18 protein-coding genes and 2 pseudogenes are annotated in these 15,266 nt (G+C 32.4%); 3 read left to right on the top strand and 17 right to left on the bottom strand.

The features are described 5' to 3' along the window. Positions 1-108: 108 nt before the first annotated feature. The 9 genes from CACET_RS11205 to CACET_RS21130 all read right to left on the bottom strand — a co-directional run bounded on the left by CACET_RS11205 (position 109) and on the right by CACET_RS21130 (position 6,279). The gene (locus CACET_RS11205; protein WP_044824977.1) at positions 109-651 is read right to left on the bottom strand and encodes a GNAT family N-acetyltransferase; all 543 of its coding nucleotides are present in this window, start codon (positions 649-651) and stop codon (positions 109-111) included. Positions 652-911: 260 nt separating this feature from the next. Then, positions 912-1,622, bottom strand: a complete 711-nt coding sequence (locus CACET_RS11210) for a lysophospholipid acyltransferase family protein (RefSeq protein ID WP_044824976.1) — start codon at positions 1,620-1,622, stop codon at positions 912-914. 229 nt (positions 1,623-1,851) lie between these two features. Further along, a complete protein-coding gene (locus tag CACET_RS11215) occupies positions 1,852-2,319 on the bottom strand; it encodes a GNAT family N-acetyltransferase (RefSeq protein WP_044824975.1) in 468 nt (155 codons plus the stop codon). A gap of 150 nt (positions 2,320-2,469) precedes the next feature. Beyond that, complete coding sequence (locus CACET_RS11220; protein ID WP_044824974.1) at positions 2,470-3,045, bottom strand: GNAT family N-acetyltransferase; 576 nt, start codon at positions 3,043-3,045, stop codon at positions 2,470-2,472. 88 nt (positions 3,046-3,133) lie between these two features. Then, positions 3,134-3,610, bottom strand: a complete 477-nt coding sequence (locus CACET_RS11225; protein WP_044824973.1) for a hypothetical protein — start codon at positions 3,608-3,610, stop codon at positions 3,134-3,136. 297 nt (positions 3,611-3,907) lie between these two features. After that, complete coding sequence (locus CACET_RS11230) at positions 3,908-4,462, bottom strand: GNAT family N-acetyltransferase (RefSeq protein ID WP_044824972.1); 555 nt, start codon at positions 4,460-4,462, stop codon at positions 3,908-3,910. Between the two features lie 11 nt (positions 4,463-4,473). Next, positions 4,474-4,704 carry a hypothetical protein gene (locus tag CACET_RS11235; RefSeq protein WP_044824971.1) on the bottom strand — a complete coding sequence of 77 codons (231 nt, stop codon included), beginning with the start codon at positions 4,702-4,704 and terminating at the stop codon, positions 4,474-4,476. Then, complete coding sequence (locus tag CACET_RS11240; protein ID WP_044824970.1) at positions 4,701-4,955, bottom strand: TfoX/Sxy family protein; 255 nt, start codon at positions 4,953-4,955, stop codon at positions 4,701-4,703. The genes CACET_RS11235 and CACET_RS11240 overlap by 4 nt, the downstream gene beginning before the upstream one ends. Before the next feature lie 202 nt (positions 4,956-5,157). Next, the gene (locus CACET_RS21130; RefSeq protein ID WP_052661439.1) at positions 5,158-6,279 is read right to left on the bottom strand and encodes a M23 family metallopeptidase; all 1,122 of its coding nucleotides are present in this window, start codon (positions 6,277-6,279) and stop codon (positions 5,158-5,160) included. A 45-nt stretch (positions 6,280-6,324) separates the two neighbouring features. Between CACET_RS21130 and CACET_RS20495 the strand changes: the two genes are divergently transcribed. Continuing rightward, the gene (locus tag CACET_RS20495; RefSeq protein WP_158386041.1) at positions 6,325-6,465 is read left to right on the top strand and encodes a hypothetical protein; all 141 of its coding nucleotides are present in this window, start codon (positions 6,325-6,327) and stop codon (positions 6,463-6,465) included. A 108-nt stretch (positions 6,466-6,573) separates the two neighbouring features. On the opposite strand, the gene CACET_RS11250 is transcribed toward CACET_RS20495, so the two are convergent. The 8 genes and pseudogenes from CACET_RS11250 to CACET_RS20500 form a co-directional block, all read right to left on the bottom strand. After that, a complete protein-coding gene (locus CACET_RS11250; protein WP_044824969.1) occupies positions 6,574-7,323 on the bottom strand; it encodes a GNAT family N-acetyltransferase in 750 nt (249 codons plus the stop codon). Positions 7,324-7,743: 420 nt separating this feature from the next. Further along, the gene (locus tag CACET_RS11255; protein WP_044824968.1) at positions 7,744-8,367 is read right to left on the bottom strand and encodes a hypothetical protein; all 624 of its coding nucleotides are present in this window, start codon (positions 8,365-8,367) and stop codon (positions 7,744-7,746) included. A gap of 486 nt (positions 8,368-8,853) precedes the next feature. After that, positions 8,854-9,498: a GNAT family N-acetyltransferase gene (locus CACET_RS11260; protein ID WP_044824967.1), complete on the bottom strand. Its 645-nt coding sequence runs from the start codon at positions 9,496-9,498 to the stop codon at positions 8,854-8,856. Between the two features lie 193 nt (positions 9,499-9,691). After that, positions 9,692-9,890, bottom strand: a pseudogene (tnpA, locus tag CACET_RS19870) (IS200/IS605 family transposase); the annotation flags it as partial. Between the two features lie 52 nt (positions 9,891-9,942). Then, a complete protein-coding gene (locus tag CACET_RS11265) occupies positions 9,943-10,623 on the bottom strand; it encodes an epoxyqueuosine reductase (protein WP_044824966.1) in 681 nt (226 codons plus the stop codon). 170 nt (positions 10,624-10,793) lie between these two features. Continuing rightward, a complete protein-coding gene (locus CACET_RS11270) occupies positions 10,794-11,963 on the bottom strand; it encodes an RNA-guided endonuclease InsQ/TnpB family protein (RefSeq protein WP_044824965.1) in 1,170 nt (389 codons plus the stop codon). Next, positions 11,956-12,253, bottom strand: a pseudogene (locus CACET_RS11275) (MerR family transcriptional regulator). The gene CACET_RS11270 and the pseudogene CACET_RS11275 overlap by 8 nt, the downstream one beginning before the upstream one ends. Positions 12,254-12,988: 735 nt before the next feature. After that, positions 12,989-13,138 (bottom strand): hypothetical protein, encoded by a 150-nt coding sequence (locus tag CACET_RS20500; protein ID WP_158386043.1) that lies wholly within the window; start codon positions 13,136-13,138, stop codon positions 12,989-12,991. Between the two features lie 96 nt (positions 13,139-13,234). Between CACET_RS20500 and CACET_RS11280 the strand changes: the two genes are divergently transcribed. Together CACET_RS11280 and CACET_RS11285 are read left to right on the top strand one after the other, a co-directional pair. Then, positions 13,235-13,777, top strand: a complete 543-nt coding sequence (locus tag CACET_RS11280; protein WP_052661438.1) for an RNA polymerase sigma factor — start codon at positions 13,235-13,237, stop codon at positions 13,775-13,777. A gap of 1 nt (position 13,778) precedes the next feature. Beyond that, entirely contained in the window at positions 13,779-15,083 is a 1,305-nt protein-coding gene (locus tag CACET_RS11285) for a DUF4179 domain-containing protein (RefSeq protein WP_044824963.1), read from the top strand. Positions 15,084-15,266 lie beyond the last annotated feature (183 nt).

The following is a 15,266-nucleotide window of genomic DNA, read 5'->3' on the forward strand; positions in this document are numbered from 1 at the left end:
TCAACCCTTACAAAGACAGGCCAAAAATGCTGATGGATTTTGGAAACACTCTGTTATACGCAGTAATTTACGAAAATAACCACTTCTTAATTATTTGATTAATAAATACTATATACAATGTTTTCTCATTACAATACCATTTTCTTTATAATTATTTTTATACTTAAAGAAATTTTCTATCTTCATAAGTTCAATATAATTATTTTGTTTATATATTTTTCTTGCACTATCCCATTTTTCAGAAACTATTAATATTTGGGATTTTATGTTGTTATACTTATTAACAATTAAATCGGTAGACTTTAAGAATATTTCTTTCCCAAGACCTTTTCCTCTATAGTTTGGTAATAGTCCCATTGACGATATATAAAGTTCCGTACCATTTGGATTATGCAACTGGCTTATTGAGTGCCCCAAATCAAACCACTTGCTATCAATTTTTTCTTCATACTCCCAGATCTCAGTACTTATATATCCAACAACAGTATCGTTCTTCTCTACGACATAAAATCCATCATTAAAAATTTCAATTCTTTCTAAAAAAACCTCTTCTTTCTCGCAAATTTCTAATTTGAAACATGAAAACTCAATTTTCATAATATCTTTTAAATCCTTATTTGTAGCAACTCTAATAGTATAATTATCCTCCATAACTTCCTCCTCACTTAAAATCAGATAACATCTCTTCCGGTGAAGAGAGGCGGTGCTCTGACCATTCCCTCAATACGTGCAATCCGCACCTCATGTAAACACAATGGTATATATAGTCGCCTATTCAGCTCCAACAACCCACCCTAACAACCTTTTCTATTATCCAAATTTATGAATTATAGTTTATGTTGCTTCTTTGATATCAATTTAGGTGATTTTGATTGCTTACGACGTTAGAAACTTAATCAAGTAGACCGTTTTCAGTCTACTTGATTATAAATTCCTCTATAATTTTCAGGTAATAATTCTGCTATTTTCTTCATTATATATTTTGTGGCAAAATCTTCATATTCTTTTTTATCTTCCTCTTTTGCTCTTTGGGGAAATTCAAATTGTTTTCCAATGTTGATATGAACATCTGCATAATTAAAGGTTTCTGCGCTCATGTCTCCTTCTTTATTTATAGGTAACAATTTTTCTGTCCCATATAAACCAATAGGTACAATAGGAGCACCTGTCATTTTTGCTATAAGAAAGATTCCTTTCTTTGCTTCAATCAAACTACCAGTTCTACTTCTAGTTCCTTCTGGGAAAATCAGTAAACTTTCCCCTTGCTTCACAAGATTAATAATTTTCTTAAGACCCTCTTTATCAGCAGTATTAGGTTTTATGTTTGTAGTCTTTATTACATTAACCCCTATACTTGTAAGAGCATTATTTGACAGCTTGACACCTGCTATAAAAGTTGGATTAATCTCTTTTAAAGCCTTGTCTAGAACTAATCCATCAGAATTGCTTAAATGATTACATATAAAAATAGTTGGTGTTTTTATTCCCTTTAAGTTTTCACTTCCCTCGATAGTTATATCGGCATATTTTTTTAGGTATTTATCAACAACTTTTTTAGATATATATGTAACAAGTTTATCAGGCAAAATATTTATAAGTTTTGCCGTTGTAGTGGATATCATTTGCTTACTCCTCCTGAATGTTTCTATACTTGGAATTATGCATTGAAACACGTAAAATGTCTAACAGTAATTATTTCTACTAACTTAAGTTACTTCGGTTACTAACGATGTTAAAAATCCAACAAGAATTTCAAATATAGGTGACCTCCTGATAAATCACTGGAAGCCTTTCTAAATAATCACACTTTATATATAAAAAAATGTATTCATTTGAATAGCTAATATCTAATCAAACAAGCTGTAACTTCATTGAAGTATATTTTGATTTTCCTTCAGTAAAGCCAAGTTTTTCATATAATCCCTTTCCATCCTGTGTAGCAGAAAGGTCAATTGAAGACAAGCCTAATTGTTTTGCTTCATCAATTATTCTATATATCACTTTTCCGGCAACCCCCATTCTGCGATACTCAGGATATGTAAGTACATTGAGCAAAGTACCTGTTTTACCTGTAATGAATGTTGGATTTGCAGGCTTTTCTGATATTACAAGAAATGCTGTTGACACTACTTTGTTTTCTATTTCAGCTAATATAGCTATAAAATCATGATTAATATGTTTTACATAATATGCTGTCAATTGTGAACGTATTGTACTCTCTTCATCTTCTGTTAAATTGCCTCTGTCAGCTAACAGGTAATCAATTCGAAGTTTAATAAGGATGTCGATATCGTCAAAGGTTGCTTTACGAATATTCATTTTCCTACGCCTCCATAATATATAATTAATTGCAATACATTTCAATATATATGACAGTAATAAAAAATCCAAAGATTTATCCACCGAAATCCTCGTGTTATCGGACGTCGAACACCCCATCATTCAGAATTCGTCATGGAGGACGAATCCTTAAGTTTTTATTAATACAATATCATCTCCTGTTCCGTAATCTCCTTGTCCATATATATTCCAATATTCTTCAAGTAAGTATTCTTGAACTATTTTTTGTTTGTCTGCATCTTTTATTTTTATAAATCCTGCCTTTTCATATGCTCTTACAGCACGTTCATTTCTTTTTGATGGTCTAATTATAAACCTATCTATATATAACTTTTCTTTTAAGTAATCACAAAATAACCTTATAGCCTCTGATCCAAAACCCTTTCCACAATTCTTTTCTATTGGCATCCATATATCAAGTTCAGCACTTCTACCTTTTAGATGAAATGATGAATAGCATATAGCTCCTATTTCTTCACCCTCATGCTTTATAATCCACAATTGACCCTTCTGTGGCTTTGAGCCATCAAAATAGTAATTTTCAAAATCCTCGCAATACTCATCCCAGCTCGGTATCGGATGGTCTTCAAAATTAGGTGGTCCCATATGATTTTTAGCAGTTTCTGATAAACATAACCATTCATATGCTTTTCTTTTATCTCCTGATTTTGATGGTTCTAAAGTTATTTGCCTTCCTTTAATCATTTTCATTCTCCTTATTGTTTTTCCCCCCGCAGGACGCGAGGTAGTTTTGCGTTGGATTTACGATAAACCTCTTGCCATTTCCTAATTACTATATATTTTCTTCAATCAGTTGTATCAATTCTCTTGCTCTGCTAACCTTATTCATCATTAGCATTCCAAGCAAACTGCCTTTGATTTCGATTCGTATAGAATTTTCATGAGTTTTAATGGATTTTATCTCTTCCCATTTAACAAACCTCCCCATATGATAAATTCCTTTTTCATAAACTATAATTTTCTTCCATCCTTCTATGACGATTATTAATAAATATAACTGAAAAAGAACTGCATCTCCAATGGCTGCCGACTCTAGCATCCAAAAATTAAACATAGTTCCTATCGCAAAAAGTATTGCTACTAATGTTTTCATCTTAGATTTATGGTAAAATGCCTCTATCTTATTTCCGCCATATTTTTTCTGCTTAATATAGCTTTTTATCATCTTCTGTAATTCGCAAATGACCAAAAATATAATAAGCATATTAAAACCTAAAACCCATTTAAATAAAGAATAAATTAATCCCATTTCCTTTTCCCCTTTGCTAATGCCACTTTAGCTTCAAACTTTTTCCTTTCGTTAAGCTTACTGTTTTTTTATATTTCATAAAAAAATACTATACAAGATAATTGATCTCACTTTCTAGCGCTTTTCTTATTTGTTATCACATATGCACCAATAATTGCTCCAAGTGAAATATCCCTAATTACAACAACAACTTTTTCTTAGGATTGCCATATAAACGCCTCGCATTGCCGAAGTCTTTGAGCTAACCCCCAAAAGAATACTACTTGACAGTGCTTCACTTCCAGTGAGAAGGTGTAATCAAACATTACTACTTTGTTCCCACTCTTTTGCTAAAATTCCATAAACAATATGATTAACATAATGGTCATACAACCACTCTGCCTCCTTAATCATCCCTTCTTTTGTAAAACCTAGTCTTTCTGGAATAGCTCTACTTTTATGATTGTACTCTGCACATCTAATTTCTACTCTGTTCAAGTTTATATTAATAAATGCATAGTCAATAATAGCTTTACATGCTTTCGTCATAATACCTTTCCCCACATGTTTTTCACTAAGCCAATATCCTATGCTTGTGTATTTATTCATCCAATCAATATTATGATAGCCTATAATTCCTGTAATTTCGCCTTTATACCATATCCCTGCTTGAAAACCATTATTTGATGCAAATTGATTCATTGTAGATTCAATAAATGACTTCGTATCTTCACATGTTTTTGAACTATCTACCCATGGAAGCCATTTCCTCAAATAAGCTCTATTACAATCAATCAGTTTGTACAACTCTTCCGCATCTCCATTTTGAAGCAACCTAAGTTCTATATCATTCTCAACGACATATTTAAACACTTTTTCACCTCTCAAACCATCAAACGACTCAAAATTAAGACTTTTAATCTTAACTCCAATATTGAACTTTCTTCTATCGATCCTGGCACTTTCAACACCTTTGAACTAAAACCTAAAGGAATGCCACCTTGATGGTGCTGAACCTGCCCTTGCCACGTGCCAGCACCTTTATGCAAATGCATTGTTACAACATTTACCACGTCACAGCTCCAATATCTTTTTTTCCTAAACCCTAAAATCATTTAAAGGCATTATAAAATTCTTTTAACTCCTCTTTTGCTTCTTCTGAAAGATTATGCCATCGAATTCCCTGAATTGCACCTTCTAAAGCATATAACCTATTTATACAAGCAGAGTCGTCAATACTTTTTATACTCAACCAAGCTTGTTTACTTCCAATTTCAATTAATTGTTTATAGGTTTCTATTCCAACTTTATTTAATTGTTGTTCCACTATTTTACCAATATTAGGAAGTGTAGATAATTCACCCATACCATTATCCCTCCATTCAAATACATAGTAGATATAATATTAAAATTGAAGCTGACGCAGGTAACATCTTCCAAAACAGTTCGATACAAAACATTGGTTTAAATCCTTTGCATCTTAAATCAAATGTGCTTTAAAAAAGTCTTACGTATCTTTATACTGACTTAATTAATACATCTTAATTTTCTTTATTCCTAAAATCATTCTATAATTCTAAGGTATGTAATGATGCAACACTATCCCCTTTTTTTATATAGGAATCTATTTTTTCTTCCCCGTTAATTTTCAAGTTGCTAAATTTAATAGGAATTCCTCTACCTAAATAAAAGTTAGGATGATCTTGAAAGTGAAAGTGAAGATGTGGTTCGGTTGAATGTCCTGAATTGCCACATTTACCTATTATTTGTCCCCTTTTAACAAAGTCCCCTTCCTTTACTTCAAAACTACTAGGTATAAAGTGAGCCATAAAACAGTACTCTTTGTTTTCATGTTCTATTATTACAAAGTTTCCTCTAAAATCTCTGGCCAAAAAGTCTAGTGTCATAGTGCCCGGACGTGGATAGTCTCTAATACCATCTCTAACTTTTATTACTTTTCCATCTCCAGGGGATAAAATATTTTTACCATAGCAATAATAATCTTTAAGATTATCTCCATTATTTATATGTCGTTTATTTTCCCAGTCAGCTATAACAAAATCATATGCATATCGTTGATTTATGACATCCCATGAATGAGAATCTTTTTTTTCAATGCCGCCGCTAACAATTATCCATTCTCCTGTAAACGGCAATGTATATTTACCCTTTTGCTGAAAATCTTTACGTTCTGATAAACGTATCATACCTATCACCTGGTAAAGCATTTGAAAAAGCTGAAATGGATTAAATAAAGACAATATAGATGAGCTAGAATATTTAATAATGGTTTTAATCTTACCTGCCCTTTCAGCAGGTCCTGGTAGTAAAAAAGAATCTTTCTTACTGTTTACGTCTTGAGTATTCTCAAAGGAATTGCTTATTAAAATCATAAAAACCCCTATTAAAATTGCTATTGCTAACAAAAAGAAATATTTAGGTAAGAATAGCCCTAAAATATATAGGACTATTCCTATTAGCCCCAACAATTTAAACAATATACTAGCATTTTTCGCCCATGGAAGAGTTAGCGAAGCAAAGATAAATCCTGTTATAAGCAGTATCCTTGTTATGTTTACTAGATCTTGTGGTGGATTAATTGTTCTCTCTATTACTATCAGCACTATTTGAAGTATAGCTGATGCTTCAGCTATGTTTTTTAAAATTGAAAAGATAGATTCTCTATTCATATAAGTAATTTCCTTTCTGTTATCCTATGTACTAATTTTTTAGAGATGTCACATAAGATGGCTTTTGCAACGCCTTCGAACTGGACTCCAAAGAAATACTTCTTGAAGGAGCTTGTCTCCCAGCGAAAAGGTTTGGGTGGAAGCGTAGCAAGAGCTACCAATGCATTGTTAGATGCTGTCCCATGACCCACAAAGCCAGAGCCACACAGACGTAAGACCTTAAACCCTACTCAAGTCTATATACTTATCGAAGACAAAGCTACATTACTTTATATGCGGACTATGCTAATATCTTCATCTATCAAGCATTTTCTTTAAATAACCTTCATTGAGCAAATGTACTGTTTCAAACTTACCTCTATAAAAAACAGCCCAGTTATTAAACACACAGGGAAGTTCTTTCGCTTTTTCTAATGTATCAACTTTTATTAGTTTAACGGTAACATCATTTGCATTGCAAAAGGTTTCAATTTGTTCTATACAGTTTGGAATATATGGGCATTGCAAACCATAATAAATAGTTAGCTCTTCACTATCTATGTTTTGCTTTTTTGCATTGGTTGCAAACCCCGGCTTTGAGCCATCAAAAGATAATGCCATAAGTTCATACTCACCATCAATCATATCCACCGTTTCAAACCCAAATTTCTGCATAAACTTTTTGTCTGAAAGAAAAGGTTTTTTCTTTTTTGAGCTGATTATGCAAACACCTGCCTTATCTTGTTTCCTTGCATCTGTTATACAATAATCCAGTAATTTTTTGCCATACCCTTTTCCTTTAAAACTCCCTGAAACCCAAAGACAGTAAATATAAATATAATTATCGCCAACAACTGGCACCCATGCTTTCTCAAGTGATGTATATTCAATAAAAACCTTACCTTTTTCATTTAGTTTTCTAAATACATGACCATCTGCGACCCTGTCGGTAAGCCATGTTCTTTTAACAGCAACACCATGTTGATGTTTTTTATCGGCAATAGCACAACACAGGTGTTCACTTGTAATATTGTCTGTGGTTAAATTTATAAATTCATTGCTCATCGTTAAAACCTCCTTATCCAAAAATACATTAATATCTCTAAATTCATTACTTAACTTAAATCAAACTCCATTTGTCAAATGTAACGTCTAACTTTACTCATATATTTTATATACTCTTCTCCGAATTTCCTAATACACCATCTTTCTTCTGAAAGAATAATCCAGTGCACTGATATTTGAAAACTTATTAATAACGCAAGAGTAATGGAGCAAAAAAGCTTGCACGTTTAAGTGCTTCTTTGTTTATCACTTTTAAAAGCCCATATCTAATAAGTATAATTGGTATCACTGTCAAAACAGCATTCATTTTATCCCACTTTCTCGATCTTTTATTTAGAACTTAAGTTTTTTCCTCGGCGACAGGACGGCGCGACCTTTGCACGATACGTCATAGAACGTCTCCGTGTTCAAGCTACCCGATTAATACAAATTATGTTCATCCGTATATAAAACTTGATAAGAAGAATCTATTGCTTCATATTCAATACTATTAAATTCATCAATAGCACCTTGATATATCACCATCCAAATACCATTCTCCACGTCTGTTTCAATACTTGGGAAACCTATAAAGTTAACTCTAATTCGTTGAATGTTAATATCATTAACAATCCCATAAAAAGCCCATAACGGTACCTTCCGTTCATTCACATCAGCATCATTAACCATAGCCCTATTTGCTATAAAAGGGGACTCATTATTTGTTGCGAGGTCTGATGTAACATTTGCACTACGCCAAATACCATTACCCATATTCAAGCTGCATCTTACTCTAAGTCGATTTGGCGCAACTCTCCAAAGTAATACTTTGCCACCATGAAATTCAATTTCCCCAACATTCCCACCATAAAAGTCTTTATTAATCAAAACATCTTTCGCTTCTAAGTTTTGTGCTTTTGCAGCACTCTCTAAATCAGATATCTTTTCTTCAGCCTTAATAGGTAACCTATCTTCCATCTTTACTTCAACATTATTAATAGATTTTGAACATCCAGGAATTATCATAATGATTAGAGCAAATACTATCATAGGTACTTTTCTCATGATGAGCTGATCCCTCCTAGTTATTTTTTTGTATTTAATACAGCCTAATGTCTGGCATTTGAGGTGCCTTTGAACTTGACCTAAAGGGGAGGTGCTTGCACCCAGTGAGAAAGTATGGTGCGCTGATCTTTCCCTCAATACATGCTGGCAGCACCTTTATGCAAATGTATTGTTCTCGGATATCATACGCCCTTGACTCAGAGGGTGACAGGACGTCGCATCCTTAAACTTTTCATTTGGCAACAAAGAACAACATATTCATATTGTGTAGTATGTCGATTAAATTGTATATTCAAATTTTTCTTCAATGCTAATAACTTTCCCGTTTTGGACTTCAATAAAATGAGGTTGCGAAGTCGTGGAAACAGGAAACCATCCACCTCTGTAGGTGGTGGTAGTTCACGAATCATGTACCCTAACTTCAAATACGAATTATGCATATCTCAAAGATAAATTGGAATTTATCCCTATGCCATTAAAGGAAACTCACTGTATAATAGAATGGCTGTGAATATAAAATTCTTCTTGGCTTGGTCGGTATTTTTTCTCCAAGCCTTCCAAACCCTCGTCAAAGCGCTCAGCTTCTTTTTCGTCTATCTCAAGTACAGGACTTTGATAGTAAACCCATTTCCTTCCGTTCAAGACATCGGGTTTGAGTTCTTTCACCATCATTGCCGCCGGATATGTCCCATTTTCAAGACAGACATTGTACTTCTTACAGCTCTTAAAACCATGGTTTACATAGTTGCCAGGGTTTCCAAATATTACAATCACATCATACCCAAGTGCCACCGCCTGTTCAAAGGAATGCTCCATTAGCTTTTTTCCATACCCCTTTCTCTGATATTCCGGTAAAATGCAAACTGGACCGAAAGTAAGGATGTCTTTTTCTTTCCCAGATTCATCAATTAGTTTTGCTCTAGTATACATGATATTCCCGATGATTTGATTATCAACTTCAATCACAAAATCCAGCTCCGGCAGAAAATCTTTGTGGCATCGCATAACATGAACCAAGTAATGTTCAACGCACCCCGGGATGTATAGATTCCAAAAAGCTTTCCTTGTGATTTCTTCCACTTTCTTATAATCTGTTTCTTCTTCACTTCTAATCTTAATCATTTTGTTCATTTACAAACCCTCCGATAATTTACTTAAGACTAATTTTTTGTTCCTTTTCACGCTAAGTCCATTGAATGTAATGAAAAATGCTTTTTTCCCACACCAAAAGCTATATAATTTCTGTCCTTATCACTGCCAAGCTTATAGGTAGGTATTTGATAAGATATTACTTCTTTCTAATTCAGAATAACACTCCCTCATGTGAATTGGGATGTGCCTTGAAAAGAATATGTATATGGTCTTTATCATAATTCCATTCTAATGATGTTATATTATAATTGTCTTGAATGTATTCAAGTATTTCTTTAAGTCTATTAGAAATAACATTATCAATTACTTTTCTCCGATACTTTACTACCAAATCCTAAATGATAATTTAGTAAGAATACTGATAGGAGAATTCTTGGTGAGGATGTTAAATAAAAAAGTGAACTAATTTAATCACACATTACGCTAATCATTTTTCTTTCCTAGTCTCATTGGACAAATTACTCTGCATTTATTACAGTTAACAGTATTAAAGCCTCTATCATTGGTTCCATATGTATTCTGTCTGCATTTTGCCTGATTTGCGTTTCGCCCGTCCAATGCTTGAGACGGGCAGTTTTCGATACACAGATTGCAACCATCTATACAGATACTCTCCGCAAGTGAGTCGGAGACAAGATCAAGCTCTGTAAGAACTATTCCTAAAGTCAACAAATTACCATGCTTTTCGTTTAGTAGTAATGTGTTTTTTCCTAGTGTTCCTAGTCCTGCGAGTACAGCGGCATGTTTCATGGATATCAGACCACGTCCTTCCAATTTTTCTGCATCCCAGTATTCATAAGGACCATCTGAGGGAAGCGGTACAGCATAGCCACTATAGATCCTTTCAATCTCTTTTGCAGCTTTTAATGCGACCCAATCAACCTCTGGACATGTGCCATAATTGAAATGACCGTATATCAGTCTTGGTTCTATCATAGTCAGCCCTTTTGGAAGAGCTATGCCGAACACAATAACCGATTTGCAGTAGGAAAATATATCTCTTGGGTGAAAGCCTGCTGGTGCATCAGAAAAGCGGTCAATGTTAGCGACACCACACACATCCGCACCAAGGTTCAATATAGATTCTTTGATTTGGTTCTTCACTCTTAAGCCGTTACAGAAAACTTATAAAAAGTTATAAAATAAACTTTTGTGTTTCTTTCCTTGTTCATCGTGTCCGATTTTGCCTATGCTACTTTCGTTTGATATAACACTCCAAAGGCATAAATTCCTCATTAACGTATGAGTACATATTAGCAATATCTTTTAAGTGATTAAATTGCTAATTCACCAAAATTTTTAAGATTGACACTAGCATTTTTATCCCTATCTATCTTATTGCCACATTCACATATATAAGTTCTATCAGATAGTTTTAAATCTTTATCTATAGCCCCACATACTGAACACATTTTAGATGATGGATAAAATCTATCTGCTATGATAAATTTTACATTATTCCATAACGCTTTATATTCTATCTGTCTGTAAAATTCATAAAAGCATTGTTCCCCAATTGCTTTCGCTAAGTGTTTATTCTTCATCATATTACTTACTGCTAAATCTTCTAAAACAATAAACATTGGTTCTCTGTTTACTATTTCACAAGTTGTTTGATGTATATAATTATGACGAATACTTTTTAATTGATGATGCACTTTTTTGAGTTTATTTTCTAATTTTATAATATTGCAAGTTTTCTTATAACGACTACCCTCCTTATTCATTTCATATTTTTTCGATATTTTACGTTGCAATCTACGCAATTTCTTTTTGATTTTCTTTACTTTTGATGTCTTATTTATATTTTTGTATGGTTTATCTATGTCTGAACATATTGCCAAATCCTTTATTCCAAGGTCGATACCTATTCCTTCGTTTGTTGGTTGTTTAACTTCATCTTCATGCTCAATACCTACGCTAACCCACCAATTTAAACCATCAAAGGATACTCTAGGATTAATGTATTTCTCATTTTCGCCAAAAGGAATCCTATTGTATTCAGCTAATCTAACCCAATTTAACTTTTGTTTATTTTTCTTCTTACTAGTACTAAAACCCTCAAATTTTACATGAGTACCATTGAATTGTATCTTCTCAACATCTTGATAAAATTTGGGAGCTGATTTCTTCCTGCTTTTAAATCTAGGAAATTTACTTTCTCCTTTAAAAAATCTTTTATAAGCATTACAAGCATCTTTTATAGCTTGTTTTGTCACGTTGTTACTTATGTTGTTTAGCCATTCATAACCTTCCTGTTTCTTTAATTGCGTAAACTCTTTTCTTAATTCGCCATCATTTATAAATTTGCCACTGTTTTTATAGTTTTCTTGTTGTTTAGCCAACCCCCAATTATAAGCAAACCTACTAGCACCTGCATACTGAAACAACTTAGTATTTTGTTTATTGTTTGGGATAAGCATTACCTTAATTCCTTTAATCATCTTCTTCAATTAACTCCTTCACCATTTTTCTCGCTTTATTAGCTCTTTTTCCTTGTAGCCTACAACTAAATACAGTTATTATTTGAACTAAATCTTCAACAAGTTCTTGTTGCTCTGTTTTTATCATCACTAATATTTAAGACTTGTTTTAATTGTTCATTTGAATAATATCTGTATCCATTCGAGGCAGTATGGTCAGGTTTTAATTTTCCACGCTTGTCCCAATTTCTCAATGTTTGCGTTGTTCTTCCAATTAATTTTGAAAATTCATGTATAGTATAATATTTCAATTACACCACCTCTAAGAAAATAACACCATGCAATATTATAAAAATAAAACAAATTTTATAACTTTTTATAACATATTTTTAACTGTTAGATGCCTCCTTTTACATATTTCTATTTGAATAATTTTTACTTGGCAGTTTTGTACAATGCAAACGATGTTTCTTGCACCCTTGTAGGAATAGCTTCTTATGCGAAGTTCAATATTTCTATATTATTTTACTTATCAATTAAAAGGAGCTTCAATTTCTTCCCATTCTTTTAATTCTTATCCGATATACTCTTCTCTTTCCCAAAAGATTTCTTTAAAGATAAATTTAGTCTACTTCATATAATTCTATAAAGCCTATATAAATCCTTTGATTTTTTTACAAATAATAACAAATTTTGTATTAAAATCTAGGTAAGAAAAAAACCGAGAGTTTAGTTCTCAACTTTTATTGTAACAATGTATAGTTCAACCTTTTAGCTACTCTCTAATAGCTTTTAATTCATTCTGAAAGTCTTAAAGTACTTCTTTTGCTATTGCCCTCATTGAATTTTGAACCCGTACTATAACCCAAATAACCACACCCCAGCATATAACCTATTTTCCTTACTTCATATGAAATGATGATTAAAATGCAATTATATAAGCTTAATACCTCTAAGTATTTACAATGCTTTCACCAAAAAACCGCCATCAATTTGTAATACGATTCACCGTACCACTTTAACTGCGTTTTTTTTAAATAAAAGAGTCAAAAGGAACTGTTCCTCTTGACTTGATATACTATTCTCTCTTTAAATTCCAAAGCATCTTCAGTTTCTTCAATTACTCTTTCTATCCAAAAACATTTATCTGCATTATCCTTGATGATATTTTTTAAATAATCGTGAACCAATCTCATATATGAAACTGTCTTATATATAGCACAAAAGAATAATTCCATGGAAACTATAAACTAGTTTATAATGTAAGTATTAGCAAAAAAGGAGGTTAAATTTTGGAGTTCACAGAACAATGTCAATTAGGTCCAGCTACAAACCGTACTGTTATGAAAGCTATACAAGGTAATAAATCAGCCTTTTCTATTTTGTTTAAAGAGTACTATAATACTTCTTATCGTATATCACGCTCTATTCTCAAAAATGATAGCGATATTGAGGATGCCCTGCAAGAAGCTGCTATTAAAGCCTACAAAAACATTATCAAATTAAAAGATGCAGATCTATTTAAGCCTTGGTTTATACGTATTGTTATCAATGAAAGCTACAATGTCCTTAAAAGAAAGACACACCTTCCCCTAGATACTTTAATAAATTGCACATCTATTCCTAATGAGATTTGTAATGATATAGATATAAAGAATGCAATTTTAAATCTAGATGATGACCTAAGACTTGTCACAGTCCTTTATTACTATGAAGATTTATCGATAAAGTCTATATCAAAACTTCTTAATATCCCTGAGGGAACAGTGAAATCAAGACTTTACCGTGCAAGGAATAGTCTTTATGATATTTTGAATATTAAGGAGGATATTTAAAATGACTGATAAATTAAGAGAAAAGATAGTAAAAGAAGATTTTATTATGCCGGACAACACCTCTAAAAAATTAGATGATTTTGTTAATAAGCTACCCGATAAAAAAGTTTTTTATTTGAAGAAATTCATGACTGTGGCATCTTTACTACTGGTGTTCACCATTGTATCTATTGCTGGAGCCTATGCAAATGGTTATAGGCTACAGGATATATACCACTTATTTGGCTTCTACCACTCAGACAAGGATCTCTCAAAGTATGTTGTTATTAATAATACCTCTGTACAATCTGAAGGTATTACGGTAACTATAAATGAATCTATCTTGGATGAAAATAATCTTATATTAAATATGACTGTAAAAAATGATACAGCCTTTGAAAAATCTGATTCATATAATGATCTTGCAGTTGGAGTTATAGAAGGATTTGTGGATGATACGTTAGTTTTTAGCTCTGGGTCTGGTTATGGGGAATTTATAGATCAACATACCTATAATTTGTCTATACAACATATGATAAATACTAAAAATCTTCCTACTAAGTTTGGTTTGAAATATGTAATTAAAACGATTAATGATATTAATGGTAATTGGACTTTTCATTTAGATTTAAACAAAGAATTTATAAACAGTGCTAGTAAGATTGTTGATTTAAATGAAATAATAGATTTTCAAAAGGGTAAAGTAGTAATTAACAAGGTAGCCTTTACACCTATTAGCACAAGAATTTCCCTATTAGGTTCAGCTGACCTACCTGCTCCTAAGTTTCCAGATGATCCTTTGAGGGACGGTTTTATAGTTTACAATCAGGACGGTCAAGAAATACCTTTCATAGGTATAGATTACAATATCGACAGTAACGGAAATTATGTGGCTTCTATTGAATGTGATCCAGTAAATACCACTCCCTCGTCCTTAACATTAATACCATACAAGCGAATCTTTAGTGGTTCTGACAAAGAAATTTCTGCAAAGGTAAACCTTAACAAGCTACCTATTATCTTAACCCGAGATTCTGGAACCACTATATCCATTAATAAAATTGAACATTCTGAAGAAGGCTCCTTGATATCCTTCATATTTGATTTGGTTTCACCCGATAATGCACCAATATTTGTAATCTATGATGAAACTGGCAGCATCATTGAGCCAAAATCTTCTATTGCTAATAGAAAAATTGGCTCCCGTATAGAAGCTACGCTTTTATATCCCAAGTTTCTAGAAGATAAGGAATATGTAATCATTTTGGAAGATTCATATATCTTTGAGATATATGAAAATGAAAAGATAGTACTTCCTATCGAATAGGCTTGAACTACTCTGCTAGTTTCTATATTTTAAATAACTCCTAGTTTTTAAAAATTGAAAGCTAGGAGTTATTTTTTAGACAGTATTTGTAATATTATTATTTATCTGATTTACTTTCTAAGTATTGAACTCGCTTTTCTAACTTTTTTACTTTAGATTGTAAATCAAAAAAGAAGAAGAAAA

The sequence above is a fragment of the Clostridium aceticum genome (assembly GCF_001042715.1).
GTDB classification, from domain to species: domain Bacteria; phylum Bacillota; class Clostridia; order Peptostreptococcales; family Natronincolaceae; genus Andreesenella; species Andreesenella acetica.